Here is a 14732-nt window from a genome sequence, read left to right as displayed (position 1 = left end):
AATAGTGGTGCAAGATACTCTGGATCTTGATAAGTTAAATAGTCTTCTGAGTAAAGGAAAGCATGATACTGGTGAAGTATTAGATGTGTTGCCCTTTTTATCGAAAAGAACTAAGAAAATAAAAGGTCAATTCAACAAAGTCCTTGGTGAATATATAAGAAATATTTGTGAGGTTAAACTCGATGAAAAATCATTAAAAAGAGATGATTTTTATGCCTCTCAAGTAGAAAATGAATTAAGTGAACATATTGCAAGTAGTGTCGAGTTCAAAAATGAAGATGACAAATATGACTTTATTCGATTTATAGATCAATTCTTGTTTAATCAAGATGAAATCAAACCTATACATCCATTTTTGTTTAATTTTATCAAGATTGATTCCAATTTAAGTAATGAATTTGGTAAGTACTCCAATTTCATGAATGATGTCTTAGTCAGGGACAATTTGGAAATTAAGAATATTTTCAAAAGTAAAGAAACCGATGATATTCTTACCGAACTAATATTAAACAAGATGGATGTCTTAAAAGAAATTAAGCTAGAAAAAAAGGGACAATATCAGGCTTTATTTGAACCTCTATCAAGTTTATATCAAGAAGATTTAATTTATCTTAGCCAATATAAAGATTATTTTTTAACATCATTTCCTTTATTGACCCAATATTTCGTTTTTATGTATGCGTGCCAACTTATCGTTAAATTTGAACGATTTTCTGAGAGTGATTTAGACGAAGTGCATCCACTTTACTTCACACTTGAGTGGGAAAGTGTGAGTAAAAGAAGAATGGCTGCGGATGAACTTGAGGGATTTAGGTATATAAAAAAAAATGCTACAAACCTTTTTCCTCACATTCACACAATCTCTCATCTCAACCACAATTCTCTTAACCCAACGAATTCTGACGGTCATAGAGCTTTTATTCCATATTACGAATTACAACAACTGATACAAGAGAACGGATCTGAATACGAAAAAGATTATTTAACAGAATTGAAAAAATGGATTGTTATGTACTCCAAACTTAAAAACATCGAACCAAAAAAAGAACCTGAAGATTTATCTGCTGCCTTTAAAATGTTATTTGATTGCATACAAAAAGGTATGAGCAGTGAGGTTATTGAAAAATACGGGAGAAACTTAGAAGATCTAGGCTCTAGTCAATTTATAAAAAGTCGAGGTAGTACAGGGCAAGTCTTAAATATTAAACATGATTTTCTCCTTCTTTTAACAGCAGTATCTGTTAAAAACAAAAGGATTCCCCTTAATGATCTATTTCTCGAATTTCGTAAAAGAGGAATAGCGTTAGATAGGTATTCTAAAAAAGAAATCATAACGTTATTGGATAAGTTAAACATTCTAGACAAAAAAAGCGATAGTGGTGATGCTCATTATGTCAAACCAATTCTTTAAATATATATCTTCATTAATAATGGAATATTTCAATCGAGAGGGTATAAAAGCTGGCGATAGATATTACCTTCAATTGGATAATGTTTCAGATGTAGAAAAACTAGTTAATGGAATGAAAGAAAATGATTCACAAAGCTTTAATTATAAGCATGAACTAGGTGATGAGTATCATACTTTCTCACTTCCACTTGATGGAGTGAATTTAGTTGTGGCTAATACTTCTAAAGTCGTAAAACCTGATTTCTTAGTAACATTAAGAAATTTAGTTGGCGAACAGAAAGGCATTTGGAAAGATACTGCACTAATTAGTATTGTTTCGGAGCAATTAGACTCTATTCAAGGAGGTAGCAGTGATCTACAAAAAGAGGGAATGCCCCTACATCCTAACTCTCTTTTCGTAAGTTTAAAAAATAAAATTGAAAATAGCATTCTTGAAAAAACAGATCAAATTATTTTATTAGATAATTTGGATCGTCTTCTTAAGGAACAAGTTTTTCTTAAGATAAACTTGTTCGATTTTGAAGATATATTTTCAACATTAAATAAAGGTAGCATTAGTGATAAAGAATACTACAAATTCGGTCTCTTTAAAGATCCTGATTTGAGTACATTTAATGGTAAAGAACAAAAGAAACGAATTGATGAAAACAGAGACTTATTTGATTTTGTGAAAAAGGTTCATAACTTCGGATTAGATAAAGAAGAATTAGAATATCGGTTCAGTCCAGCTGGTGCAAATGAATTAATTGCAGAGAACTGGATGGAAATCGAATTTTCTAAAGTATTTAAACATCATAGTGATTTTATTAATTTAAATAAAAAGACAAAAGTCGAGTTAAACTCTATTAATGTTTTGGATAAATTAGTCCTTTGGAACAAACCTTTAAGTGAAAAAACTAGCGGAAAGAGAAAAAGGAATATTGTTATTTTTAATCCTGATGGCAAAAAAGAAGTCGATCTTCAATTGGTTTTCAATTTAATTGGAAGTTCAAAAAGCCTTTCATCTCAATATCTTAAGATTCCCAGACATTTTTCTTCAAACTTAGACGTTAAGGTAATGTTGACAAAATTAACTGCAAAAATTAAAACTGAACCAAACAAACCAACTTTTGTACGTTTCTCATATAAGCATGATAATAAAGCTGCTTTAGGAGCAGAATTTTCTATTGCGGTTTTACCTATTGATCCTATTTATTTGGATCAATATAAATCAAGTTATTTAATTGATGCAGATAATGGTAACCTACAAATTCAATATGAAGACGATGAGTTGCATTTTGGCGATGGTTTAGTTACTAAAAAAATAGAGATTAAAGAAAACAATCAACACATTGCTGTAACACAAGACGAAAAACTCACTATTATGCCTCTACCAGAAGCTTACAATGATGAGGATGAATTAAAAATAATAATTGATTTTGATCAAGTAAGCATTCCTATTATTTTAAAAAATGAGTTACCAGAATCTTCGCCAATATCTGGGTATCGATTATGGAAATTAATACGAGAAACTGACCGAGATATTCAGTGGATTAAAGAGAATAACCGGTTAATACTTGAAAACAGAGAGTTCTATTTCCATTCTGAATACCGTGAATTTTTTGAGTGGGAAAGTTACTGGATTGAAAAGGGTCTAAAACATGCTAAATTCGAATCAGGTCAGCTCATCACACAAAATATAAATTTGAGTGATAATTTACGCGAGGCATATAGTCGTTTAATAAATTACTTTAAAATTCGTAATTCTATCCCAAGTTTATGTACCATTACAGCGGATTTAAAAACTCGTGCTCTAGAGTATATAAACGAATATCAAAGGGAAATAAGCACTTTTAAAGATGGGTCTCCAGCAGGATCAAAAGGAAGAGATTTATTTAAATTAGGAACCATTGTTTCTAATGAAACTTTGTATTTCACTCCACTACACCCAATTATGCTCTCATTTAAATTAAAAGTTTATGAATTGTTGAATACAGAGGAAGTTGAAAATAGTATTTCAAGCCGTATTACCCCTGATTCTCTCGTTCCATATTTATATGACGAAAAAACACTTTTCAAGCCCGAACATCAACAAGCGGTTATGGAATGGTTAACTTTTAAGCCTGTAAAACAAATTTCTGTATCTGATGCTAATCAATTTCTAGCTAAAGTAGTTAGTGATAAAATATCACAGTTTAAAGAACATTTCTCTTACTTATTTATTCAACTGTCTCAGGCACCTCTTCAACTTAATGTAATAAATATTACGAATGATATAGAGGTTGTAAGAGGAATTTTACAATGGATGTTAGATGAGATTAAAAAAAATGGTGCCGAAAATTTAAAACCTATTGAAGTAACTTTATATAAAAACGAGAATATGGAAAGCGCTTTTGAAATATATGCCCGTACGGATACAGTAGAACATTTTGAGGAATTATTCCAAATCAGACTAAACAAGATTAAGGACATGGATCCTGAAGATGTATTAAGAATAATGAGAGAAAAACTTTTCTTTTATAGCCAAGAGCCAAGTTCAGAGTTTAGATATGCACATATTTCATTTTATAAAATGCACGCCCAAGAAAATTATGCTATTCAGCCTATTAACGATATGAATACTGGCCTAGCAATCGAAGGGTTATATTCAAGTATCCCTTCTATGAGAGACGCAGAGACTTACAAGAGCGGTTTCGGAACAAAGGGTTATAGTAATAGCGTAGATGATCTTAGCTATCTTACTAGAACAGCTTATTATTTTAATGAATTGGCAGCCAATTTACGTAATGGTGGGAATGATAGCTATAGAAAAGGCGAAGCCATTTTATCTCGTATTACAACTGCGGATGAAATGACTTTAGAAAAGATTTTCAAATCTTCTTATTGGGTAACGTTTGTTGACCCATCTGTCGATTTAGAATTCTTCAATAAATACAATGGTAATTTAGTTGTAATTCATTATAGTGATCAATATTCTTCGTCAAGTCGTTTTGATGCCATTACAGTGACGGATAAATCTCAACAATATTATGCTGTAATCAAAGAGTTTCTTCTTCAAAAGAATGTAGAAGGAACCGACGAAAATGTTCTTAATACAATCAAAGCCTTTAATACTTTTAATGGTGAATGGTTATTAAGAATCATTGGAAGCAAGGGACATTTTGATAGAGAGAAATTAAGTATAATATCTGCTATCAAATATTCTGTTTCATATTTTGATCATCCTAACATCTTATGGATTCCCATCTCTCTTGAAGAAGTTCTGCGTGTAGCCGGTGTGGTAGGATTAAGCAAAAGTGAAGGTGTTTTTACTGCAAAAAACCTTCAAATGAAAGGAAGTAAAAGCGACGACTTGCTATTAATCGGTTTAGAAATTAATAATGGGCAGATCGCTCTTCACTTCTATCCTATTGAAGTTAAAATCGGTTTAAATACGGGTGAAGTCTTAAATAAAGCTCGATCACAAGTCAAAAACACTAAAAACATCTTCATTGAGGCTTTAACAGGAGAAATGGGAGAATCTTTCTCTGGTAGATTTTATCGTAATTTCTTCGCTCAACTTGTAATATCAAATGCAAAAAAATTGGAGCAAAGTGACTTCTGGATTGAAAAAAATTATGCTCTCTCAGATGTAGTTATTGAAAAACTATTAAGGGATGATTATATTGTTTCAAACAGTTTATTGAAATATATCGGTGAAGGCGCAATCTTATCTTTCCAGAAAGATGCTTATCATCGAAGTGCTCTTTTAGAGGACGAAGTTTTATTGTTAAACCTTACAGAAAAAGATGGATATGAAGGGTTAGTAGCATCAATAAAACAAATGAGAACATGGATGCATGAAGAACAAAATGATTTTATAAAAGAAGAAATGCTTTCAAGCTTATATAAAACAGAGACAATATCTTCATCACAAAAAACAATAAGTGTGCCACTAACTACATCTGTAGAAAAAGGAATTTATACTCTAAATACCGAACCCATCGTTTCAGACACAACTCTTGAAGAGTCTCCTGATAGTGATGAAACCGAAATTGAGTTATTTGAAGGTTCAGGTAACGATTCTCCAGATAAAGAAGGTTTGTGTAACCCCATCCATAAAGAAGATTCCGTTTTAGATCAAGTAAACGATGAAAAGATTGATTCTATACCGCTGGAAAAGTTAAGAATTAAAATTGGACGAGCTGAAAATTCTAGTAGAGAAATATACTGGGAATATGGTAATAAAGGATTAGCCAATAGACATTTATTAATTTCCGGAAAATCTGGCCAAGGAAAAACATATTTTATGCAGTGTTTGCTTCTAGAAAAATCGAAATTGGGTATCCCGAGTATTGTGATCGATTATACCGAAGGTTTTTTACCAAATCAGTTAGAACCCGAATTTGTTGAATTTTTAGGTGACAAAATAATTCAAAAAATTGTATACAGTGAGAAATTGCCAATAAATCCATTTCAAAGGAATGTTCGCGATATTGGTGGTATTCATTTACCTGAATCTAACACAGATGTGGCTGAACGTATAAAAAGCGTATTTTCTGCGGTCTATAAAACATTAGGAATCCAACAACAAAATGCGATCTATGAGGCTGTTTTAAAAGGATTAGAAATATATGAAAGTAATTTAGATTTATTGAAACTTAAAAAACTTCTTGAGGAAGATGGTTCTAGTTACTCTAAAACGGCACTTTCTCAAATAAGACCTTTAATCGATCGCAATCCATTCAGTATCGATAATGGGATAGATTGGAAAAAACATATTGAAAGCAATGGTGAAATCTATATTATTCAATTAACCGGTTTTCCAAGAGATGTACAATTGATAATCACTGAATTCATCCTATGGGATTTATGGAATTATTCTGTAAGATTCGGTAATAAAAACGAACCAATTCCAGTTATTATGGATGAAGCGCAGAATTTAGATCATACTGAAAAATCTCCTTCTGCGAGAGTATTAACAGAGGGCAGAAAATTTGGTTGGTCGGCATGGTATGCAACACAATTTTTAAAATCACAATTAGACATAGATGAATTAGCTAGGTTACAAAATTCATCTCAAAAGGTTTATTTTTCACCCCCAGAACAAGAGTTATCAAATATAGCTTCTAGTTTAACTAAAGAAGTTCAAGAAAAAAAATACTGGGAAAATAAATTGAGCTCCTTAAGAAAAGGTCAGTGTATCGTTCATGGCCCTATTCTTCAAGACAATGGAGATTTATCTAACCCAACGGTAACGGTTGTAAACATAATTCCTCTTTCTGAGAGAATATAATAAAAAAATCCCACCTAATTGGTGGGATTTTTTTACAAAATACTTAAGCGGAAGTCTTCTAGAGAAGTTTTCCTTTCATATTCTTGTTTAAGTGTTTGTAATCCTTTTTCAATAAACAATATCATATGTTGATGTAAATGGTCCTCATCTAAAGTCTTTTGCACCTCGTTTATTATAAGATGCTTAAATAATAAGTACTCCTTGTCTTTTATTACATTATCTGGGATTGTCCATTTGTTTTTGGAATTAGGAAACACATCTTCTACTGGTCCATTTGAGACTGAGATCCCCTTTGCAAGAGCTATCCGGACAACCATTGGTCGTTCTGTTTCTAAAACCTCAACTATCAAATCAAGTATTTTCTTTCCCTCTTCTGATAAGTACATTCTGCGATTAGACATAAATTCACCCTTTTATAAAATCGAAGTAACCATCTCTGATAACAGTATATTTTTTTGTTTCATTATAATCCAACATATATTGTTTATAAGAATGTTCTTCCATCACATTTATATACTCTTTAGTAATTTCTGTATCTGTTGATAAAATAATTACTTGTTCACTTAGTTCTTTATAATAATAATTTATCAGATGATTTCTATGATAACTATCGAGCCTTCCTAAAGGAGTATCAATAACAATTGGCAGAGATAAATCGGAAGCCTTAGTAAGCGCCCAAATTAAAGCGGAAGAAATCATTTGCATTTCTCCTGCAGATCGCTCTTCGATACTAATTTCCTGCATTTTGTCATTGTAAAGTCGAATAGAATAAGTATTAATATCGAATTCGATCTTTCCAAACTCATCTTGTTTTCTAAACAATTTTTGTAACATCTTAGAAAATTCTTCTTTTATTAATGTTGCTTTCATTGTAGTAACCTCTGTAACATATTGTTCCATCGTATCTATTATATTGCCTATATCTTCTTTACTTTTTAGAAGATCTTCCAAACTGCCATCTTGATCTGCTAAACGTGTTATCTGATTTCTAAGATTGGTTCTTTCTTCATTCTTCAAACTTAATTTGCTATTAATAGATTTATATCTTAATTTATTTTCACCCAATTTAATTGTTAGTAAATCAATTTTTTTATTTTCTTCATCTAAATCAACGGATTCTGGAGCGTTCCTAATTTCTATTTCTAGAGAATTAAGTTTTTGTTGTAATTTTTCAATTTCATTAATATATTTAGTGATTTGGATTTCATCTTTAATTGGAGTATTAACAAGATAATTATAATCGTTATTGGATATATCATGAATTTCATTGTAATCAGAAGATATAGTGTTTTGAATTGAATTTTCTTTAATCCATATTTCTTCTCCAAGTTCATGAATTTGAAGTACTTGCTCTTTGGTTAATGCAGGTTCAATATTTTGATTTAGGAGCTGACTGATGAAATTACGATAAGGTGTTAATGAAGCATTTTGAAGGATCCTTTTATGATTTATTTCATTTTCGAGCTTTAATTGTTTTTTGAGTTTGTATATTTTATCTCTTAAAATAATATTTATTGTATATTTTTGTAAATAATTATCCAACTCATTTTTTTTGATTTCAAGTTCTGTTTCAATTCTTGATTGTTGTTTAATAATCACTTCACGAGATTTTGAGTTCCGTGAAATTTTTGTATTACGTGCTTCTTTCGTAGAATCAATTAATTTATCAAAATTTCGAATTTCGGCAAGATATTTGTCCCTTTTAACTTCAAAATTTTTCACATCTTGTTCTATTTTATCTAAATCATTCTGAATGCTATTTAATTTGACCACACTAACTGACTTTGCAATCTTATTTTCAACGGCATTCTTATAAAATTTCAAGTCAGATAATAGTTGGCTATATGCTGCCATTCCTGTAATTTTATGAATTGCTTCTTTCATTTCATGACTATTTTGTCTTAAGATAATATCTTTAATTTCCTCACCATCAAATATAAAAAATGGAGCGGCATGATACGGTATTATCCTATCAATAAATTTATTGTAAACTTCAATATTATCTATTCTTGCAACTTTAGATAAACTTGACCCAGGTTTTTTTACTTCTAGATTTCTTTCTTCATGTGTAACTCTTTTATATTTATCAAAAAACCATTTTGCTTTTAAATTCCATTCTTCTCCGGAATCGGTTTCCAAAATTAATGAGAGAGAACATTCTAGACCACCCTCCTCAAAAAATGTGTTATTTATTACATTAGAGAACAACCTTTTATGTTCGGTTTCGCTCATGCCTCGTTTTCCAAAAAGAACATAAAGAATTGCTTTAAGAATTGTTGTTTTGCCAGCCCCGTTTAAGCCACCTATTAATATAATATTTTGTCCTTTTTCTTCTCTAATGTTTTTCGGAATATAAAGATCAATTTCTTGAATGCCATAGTAAGTTTTATAATTATCAAAAACTAACTTTTTTAATAACATGGTTTATCACCTACTTAAGTTTAGTATGGTAGTTTATTAATTCTTGATACTCTTTAATTCTTGCACTTTGAGTTACATTTTCATAAGAGAATTTTTTACTTGAAGTTATTAAATCCTGTGCAAGAGCAGTCGAAATATTTTTTTCCTTACAAAGCTTATGTAATAGTTCTAATTCTCTTCTTTTACTTTCTTTCATATACCTCACCCTAATTCAAATTTTTCACTGGTCTGTAAATTTCCCACTGTAATTTTTAGTGAAAATAAACATTCAATTTAACAATTGATACAATTTTATCATAAAGAGACAGACAAATCCTTTTGATACCATATTTTGGAATATTTAAATATTAACTTTCTCTTCTGAAACAGGTAAAAGATCTCTAAATCTCATTTCTTAATTTACCGGCTCCCAGCCTTTTTCAAATCCGTTTAGCTCAGCATATTCATATAGTTTTACAAACTGGGTAAAGTTATAGTTCTCCATGTACTGCTTCACATATACGTCTCCTACTTGTTGGAACAGAAGGTTCCGTTCATTGATTTTCTTTAAGTATCGCTCAGCCGGCAACTTGCTACCTTTGCTCGAGTTCAGCGAGCCTGTCGTCAATACGAAGTTCCAGAGCTCATCGGAATGAACAAAGCTCCACGGAACAAAGTGATCGACGGCAATTGAGTTTCGCCCGATAGCTAAAGGTTTCTCGGTATAAAAGCAACTGATCCCGGAATGTTCCATCAGTAATTGTTGGAATTGAAGCAGTGATTCACGTTGCGTGATGTTTTCGATTTCCTCCAACAGTATCCCTTGTGTCGCAAACGGATTTTTCTTCTGCAGAAACTTCGCCAGCTCATAATTAACCAATTTGAAGACGTTTGTTTGGTATTTCAAGAGAAACTCATACCCTGATGGGGTCAGTTTTACCTTACGTTCTTTCTTCGAGAACCCGTATAGAACACCATCCGTATCTGCATAAAGTGCGCCAACGACATATTTCTGGACGATATTTCTTTCGATGGAATGTATAAGTGAAATCTGAAGATCCTCTGGAATGGAATCGAACACAACGCCATCTGGTATCGTGTGGTTCAGTTTAAACGCTATTAATTCCGTCTCAATCTGTGCTTGCTTCCCTTGTGAATAGCCGTTTCGCACAACCAAGTTCCAATATAATTTCGCAAAAGATTGAGCGAGCTGATTGAAGTAAATCTCCAGTTCACCATTCGCCTTATAAAGGTTTTCGATGATTGCTCTGAGCAATGCAAACTTGTAGGAAGTAGTCTTCTTTGCCTGTGGAGAGAGTACTTTCATCAAAACTGTCCAAATTTGATCTTCGGACACCACATGATATTGGCCTTCCCCTTCTTTCAACTCCCACCCTTGACTCAATCAGTTCACCCCACATACTGGAAAATATCTTATTAACTTTATCCTAGCATATCTTCAAGAGGATGGTAGACTTATGATTGATTCTTTCAGTTAAAGTGTTAGAAATAATTAAAGAATAGAGCAGCCGAAATTGCATCTTCGGCAAAGGTTGTAAGGTTGAGACGAACGCAGCCGCAAGATTGCTAATCAGAAAAAGAGGGACGAATGAAGTGACCTGGTCACTTCATTCGTCCCTCTTTCATTCATTGGGTTATGGTGCTGTCGGGTGCTGCCCATAGCGAACCCGGAAACCCTATACTCAACTACTCATTTGACTAAACGTTTTCAACTTCTGTAAATAGAAATTCTCTGCTTCTGCCCGGTTCCCAATCAGATAATCCTCTTGTGTTATTCGTCGTGCGGACACAATGCCTTTCGCTTTTACGCCGGGCATGTGTTGTGCATCTGCCATGACATCCAGTAACGTGTACCCTACAGGTTTGATAAAATGCCTAGCCACACTTACTTCTTTCCGTAAACCCACGTGGCCGTATTTCATAATGACTTTCCAGTAGGACCATTCCATCGTTTTCCACTCCTATCCTTAGGTAATGTGAAACGTTCAGCTTCGCTCAATACTGATTGAATATTCAGTCTTATCATTAAAGTATATTCTAATACCCCTTACCAAAGAACCTTTTTAATGGAAATCACTGATATTGGGTCTCAAAGGAGTTCATTTCTGACTAAAAAAGTGAAAGAGCAGCTGAAATGTATCTTCAGCTGCTTCTTTTTTGTAAAGTGAGTGACCATTGTTTCGTTTACCAAACCGACCTTAGGGTTCTACCTCTTTACGTTTTCTAAATACAATCGAATGTCTTTCTTACTCTTCAACGTAATGACTTCTTTGGCAGGACCTGTTTTCAGGAAGTTTTGAAGGCGGTCATCCATTTTTCGCTTTCTTGGATAGTAAGTCGTGATGATAAATTTAATGAATGCCCAATCGAGTTTTTCTTCACACCCAGCTGTCATATCCGGCCTCGTTTTCCCTAGGTTCATCAGCCAACGTTTGACGACCCGGTAGAGACATACATGTAGAGGCAGTTCTAAATAGATCATTGTATCGGCATGTGCTGCTCGAAGGTCAAATGTATTGGTGTAATTGCCTTCTATAATCCATTGATCTTGGATGACGATTTCCTGTTGGGCTTTTGAAAATTCCTCTAGAGAAGCTTCCACCCAATTAGGTTTCCAAAATAGCTTATCTAAATGGATAACCGGAAGAGTCAAGGATTCTCCCAATTTCCGGGCAAATGTTGACTTCCCAACGCCAGCTGATATCCCAATTACCATTATTTTTTTCATCCTGTCCCCCCCCTTTTATTGCATTTGGCGTTATCTGTATGCCTGTATTCCATTCTCTAATGCTTCGGCATCATTGTTGTCTACTCCGTGTAAAGCTTCTTGCAAGGCAAACGTACTCCGATAGAAATGGACCCGTTGTGCAATTTCTTTCCCATTTGGATAAAGAGCGATGCACCGATTGAAAAAGTCTTCTCCATAGCTCGAAAGGATTCCAGCTAAATCATAAGCAGGGTCGCCTATTCCCGCTCCACCAAAATCAATAATGCCTAATATTCGGCTTTCTACTGGGTTCCACAAGATGTTCGATCCCCCAAAGTCACCGTGGATTAAGGTTGGAGTGACTTGAAGGTCATCGTTTAAAAACGATTCAAATCGATGCGTTACCTGGTCTTGTGCATCTTTTCTCATAAATGAATAGAGCTTTGTTTGAATGTTCTTATACAATTCACCCATTTCTTCTTGTGGGGTTTTCATTTGTTTTTTACCCAGTCCAGAAATCGAATCAAGTGGTGTCGCATGCAGTTCCAATAGAAATGAAACGAGTTGTGTGGCAAGTTGACGCACTGTTTCTTCCTCTTCAATTTTTAAGAAGTCTTGCTTCCACAAGGGAGTACCTTCTATTAAATGGTATCCTGTAAAAACCATGCCAACCTCTTTTGGTTCGAATGATTGATACAGTGGATAAGGCGTCGGCAACTTCATTCGATTGTGTATTGCCTCTAAAATCTTCGTTTCTCGACTTAATTGCTCGATTCCTTTTTCATACTTTGGAAAACGGAACACCAGCGATTCGTTTACCACCAGCACATCGTTATTTTGTCCATTTTCATTTTGTGCGCATTGGTCAATAATAAGCTCTGGATAGACCTGTTGAATGCGTTCTATGTAACTGTTCATTCCTACCCACCACCCTAACCTTCTTTATTACTCCTCATTTGATTTAACCAATACAGTCGCCATAAGCCAATAATTTCCTATAAAAAAAGCTGAACGAAGTTTTCTTCGCTCAGCTCGTGGTATTTACTTATGGTCCGGATTAATTAAATAGATGTTCAATGCTTGTTGCAGTGTTCCGAATGTCTTGGTGTCTTTATCGAATTTGATGCCGAGTGTCAGCATTTTTCGGACGACATCCGCTCTTAATCCTGTAATGACGGTGCGGCAGCCCATCATGGATGAGCCATCGATCGTTTTCATTAAATGATCGATTACTTCCGACTCCATGTCGGCAATACCGGATAAATCCATAATTAACGTTTGGATGCGCAATCTTCCAACCTCTGTTAATACTTTTTCCTCTAAAATGCTATTGCGGAAAGAATCGACCGCTCCAATCAAAGGTAGAATGCAGATGGTTGAAGTAATCGGAATGACCGGTACCGATAAGTTCTCGACTAGTTGTCGTTGAGCCGTTAACAACTGGTCTTTATAGGAAGAGTAATTGATAAAGAATGAATTCAAAAATTGGTCAATGAGGTTGTTTACTCGTTTCTCTAAATTGAAAAAATGACCCTTTAATATATCGGGCGTACCTTCATTAAATTCTCGAATGAACTTCCATATCGTTCTGCGAATGGCTTGTACCCATTCGAGTTTGAAAGTTAACGCCAAAGAATGCGTAGCCCAGGCAATTCCTTCTTGTCTTGCAAAGGCACGGAGTTCATTTTCGCGACCTTCCAGAACATAAAAAACAAGACGGTGCGCATTGTTGATGAGGTCGATATCTCCGACTCTTAAAATATCGTTTATTTTATCTTTTACATTCACTGCTTGTTCAAGTAAATTGCACTCGAACTGTTGTTTATTTTCTTGAAAGTATGCCTTCAGTTCCGTATCTAAAATTGTAGTTACCATTTTAATCCCCCTTAAAATAAATAACGAAGGTCGACTCAATTATATCCTCTTAAATAAACCATATAAGTACCGCATTAACAAAGGTATATTTTTCTATTTTCAGACAATTGTACTAGGAGTTTCTCCCCAATCGGATTAATACCCTGTTTTTAATCCGCTAAACCTATTAAATTTTTGTTTTCCGAAACCATTTCCTCCCAATTTCGTATAAGTATGAAAAGAGGTGAAGCAACCAATGAGAAAGAACATAATAATGGTCACCAGTATTCTTGTGGTCACCGCTGCTCTCTTTTGGTTAGGGAATTTGAGCACACCCTCTCCTGGCTCGTCCTCTGGAAATGGAAACCCAGCGATAATATTCATGGGGTTGCTTCTGGTGCTGTTTTTCATCTTGGTGTATTTGCGGAAACGAATTATAGATGCCCTACGAATCACGCGCACTACTATACTCTTAGTAATCGCAGGGACCATCGCTCACTTTGTGCTCGGCATCCTGTATCAACGAAGTGCTTACCTCGCCTATCGTCAGGTCATTGCCAATGCGTATGAAAAAGAATTCGGCTACGTTGATTCGGTGTATATTAATCAAATTACCTCTTTCCAGTCTTTGTCCATTCACCTCAATAACCAGTACTTCAACGTTAATACATTTCTAATGTTTTGTTCATTGTCCATTTTACTTGCACTGTTCTGGAATCTTATCAAGAATAGGAAAAAGAATCAGAATCCGACGGAAAATACCTTGAAAGGGATTGATCAACTTGGGCATACAAAAATGTGAGCATTGTACCCACAGATTCAGTTGGAGCAAGCTATTTAAAAACAATTGGTTGTCATACAAACCGATTCAATGTAGTCTTTGCAGCACTAGACATCAAATCACTTACTTTTCGAGAGTATTAACATCTATTTTAATCATTGTACCCATGAACGTTTATGGGTTTCATTTTGCAAGAGAATGGCAAGTACCTCTTAACTACTCAGTGCTCATCATAATATTAATAGGAATCTTTATTTCGCTCTTATTTCCATTTATCGTGAAGTACAAAGCGGTTGATTAAACA

12 protein-coding genes are annotated in these 14732 nt (G+C 34.0%); 4 read left to right on the top strand and 8 right to left on the bottom strand.

Going from position 1 to position 14732, the window contains the following annotated elements:
- The first annotated feature begins 4 nt into the window (after positions 1-4).
- On the top strand, positions 5-1411 hold the full coding sequence (dptG, locus tag ACQKEV_RS01265; RefSeq protein WP_427442608.1) for a DNA phosphorothioation-dependent restriction protein DptG: 1407 nt from the start codon (positions 5-7) through the stop codon (positions 1409-1411).
- Entirely contained in the window at positions 1392-6665 is a 5274-nt protein-coding gene (gene dptH / locus ACQKEV_RS01260; RefSeq protein ID WP_427442606.1) for a DNA phosphorothioation-dependent restriction protein DptH, read from the top strand. Before dptG ends, dptH begins: the two co-directional genes overlap by 20 nt.
- A gap of 32 nt (positions 6666-6697) precedes the next feature.
- Here the strand turns inward: dptH and ACQKEV_RS01255 are convergent, their stop codons facing one another.
- The 8 genes from ACQKEV_RS01255 to ACQKEV_RS01220 form a co-directional block, all read right to left on the bottom strand.
- Complete coding sequence (locus ACQKEV_RS01255) at positions 6698-7066, bottom strand: hypothetical protein (protein ID WP_427457668.1); 369 nt, start codon at positions 7064-7066, stop codon at positions 6698-6700.
- Positions 7067-7070: 4 nt separating this feature from the next.
- The gene (gene dndD, locus ACQKEV_RS01250) at positions 7071-9086 is read right to left on the bottom strand and encodes a DNA sulfur modification protein DndD (protein ID WP_427442602.1); all 2016 of its coding nucleotides are present in this window, start codon (positions 9084-9086) and stop codon (positions 7071-7073) included.
- Positions 9087-9096: 10 nt separating this feature from the next.
- Positions 9097-9282, bottom strand: a complete 186-nt coding sequence (locus ACQKEV_RS01245) for a DNA modification system-associated small protein (protein WP_427442600.1) — start codon at positions 9280-9282, stop codon at positions 9097-9099.
- A gap of 198 nt (positions 9283-9480) precedes the next feature.
- Positions 9481-10470 carry an HNH endonuclease domain-containing protein gene (locus ACQKEV_RS01240; RefSeq protein WP_427442598.1) on the bottom strand — a complete coding sequence of 330 codons (990 nt, stop codon included), beginning with the start codon at positions 10468-10470 and terminating at the stop codon, positions 9481-9483.
- Between the two features lie 298 nt (positions 10471-10768).
- The gene (locus ACQKEV_RS01235) at positions 10769-11035 is read right to left on the bottom strand and encodes a hypothetical protein (RefSeq protein WP_427442596.1); all 267 of its coding nucleotides are present in this window, start codon (positions 11033-11035) and stop codon (positions 10769-10771) included.
- A gap of 257 nt (positions 11036-11292) precedes the next feature.
- Positions 11293-11814: a topology modulation protein gene (locus ACQKEV_RS01230; RefSeq protein WP_427442595.1), complete on the bottom strand. Its 522-nt coding sequence runs from the start codon at positions 11812-11814 to the stop codon at positions 11293-11295.
- Positions 11815-11844: 30 nt separating this feature from the next.
- Positions 11845-12711, bottom strand: coding sequence for a phosphotransferase family protein (locus tag ACQKEV_RS01225; RefSeq protein ID WP_427442593.1), 867 nt, complete (start codon positions 12709-12711; stop codon positions 11845-11847).
- 123 nt (positions 12712-12834) lie between these two features.
- Entirely contained in the window at positions 12835-13668 is an 834-nt protein-coding gene (locus ACQKEV_RS01220) for an STAS domain-containing protein (RefSeq protein WP_427442591.1), read from the bottom strand.
- 235 nt (positions 13669-13903) lie between these two features.
- On the opposite strand from ACQKEV_RS01220, the gene ACQKEV_RS01215 reads away from it, so the two are divergent.
- Both ACQKEV_RS01215 and ACQKEV_RS01210 read left to right on the top strand, forming a co-directional pair.
- On the top strand, positions 13904-14449 hold the full coding sequence (locus ACQKEV_RS01215; RefSeq protein ID WP_427457665.1) for a hypothetical protein: 546 nt from the start codon (positions 13904-13906) through the stop codon (positions 14447-14449).
- Complete coding sequence (locus tag ACQKEV_RS01210; protein WP_427442586.1) at positions 14421-14729, top strand: TIGR04104 family putative zinc finger protein; 309 nt, start codon at positions 14421-14423, stop codon at positions 14727-14729. The genes ACQKEV_RS01215 and ACQKEV_RS01210 overlap by 29 nt, the downstream gene beginning before the upstream one ends.
- The last annotated feature ends 3 nt before the right edge of the window (positions 14730-14732 follow it).

The organism is Paenisporosarcina sp. NPDC076907, assembly GCF_050269735.1.
Lineage (GTDB): Bacteria > Bacillota > Bacilli > Bacillales_A > Planococcaceae > Paenisporosarcina.
This window is presented reverse-complemented; position numbering and strand designations above follow the sequence as displayed.

Coding starts and splice junctions, on each gene's coding strand:
- ACQKEV_RS01245 (WP_427442600.1), bottom strand. CDS start 9,282: ATGAAAGAAAGTAAAAGAAGAGAATTAGAACTATTACATAAGCTTTGT.
- ACQKEV_RS01225 (WP_427442593.1), bottom strand. CDS start 12,711: ATGAACAGTTACATAGAACGCATTCAACAGGTCTATCCAGAGCTTATT.
- ACQKEV_RS01215 (WP_427457665.1), top strand. CDS start 13,904: ATGAGAAAGAACATAATAATGGTCACCAGTATTCTTGTGGTCACCGCT.
- dndD (WP_427442602.1), bottom strand. CDS start 9,086: ATGTTATTAAAAAAGTTAGTTTTTGATAATTATAAAACTTACTATGGC.
- ACQKEV_RS01255 (WP_427457668.1), bottom strand. CDS start 7,066: ATGTCTAATCGCAGAATGTACTTATCAGAAGAGGGAAAGAAAATACTT.
- ACQKEV_RS01235 (WP_427442596.1), bottom strand. CDS start 11,035: ATGGAATGGTCCTACTGGAAAGTCATTATGAAATACGGCCACGTGGGT.
- ACQKEV_RS01230 (WP_427442595.1), bottom strand. CDS start 11,814: ATGAAAAAAATAATGGTAATTGGGATATCAGCTGGCGTTGGGAAGTCA.
- dptH (WP_427442606.1), top strand. CDS start 1,392: ATGTCAAACCAATTCTTTAAATATATATCTTCATTAATAATGGAATAT.
- ACQKEV_RS01220 (WP_427442591.1), bottom strand. CDS start 13,668: ATGGTAACTACAATTTTAGATACGGAACTGAAGGCATACTTTCAAGAA.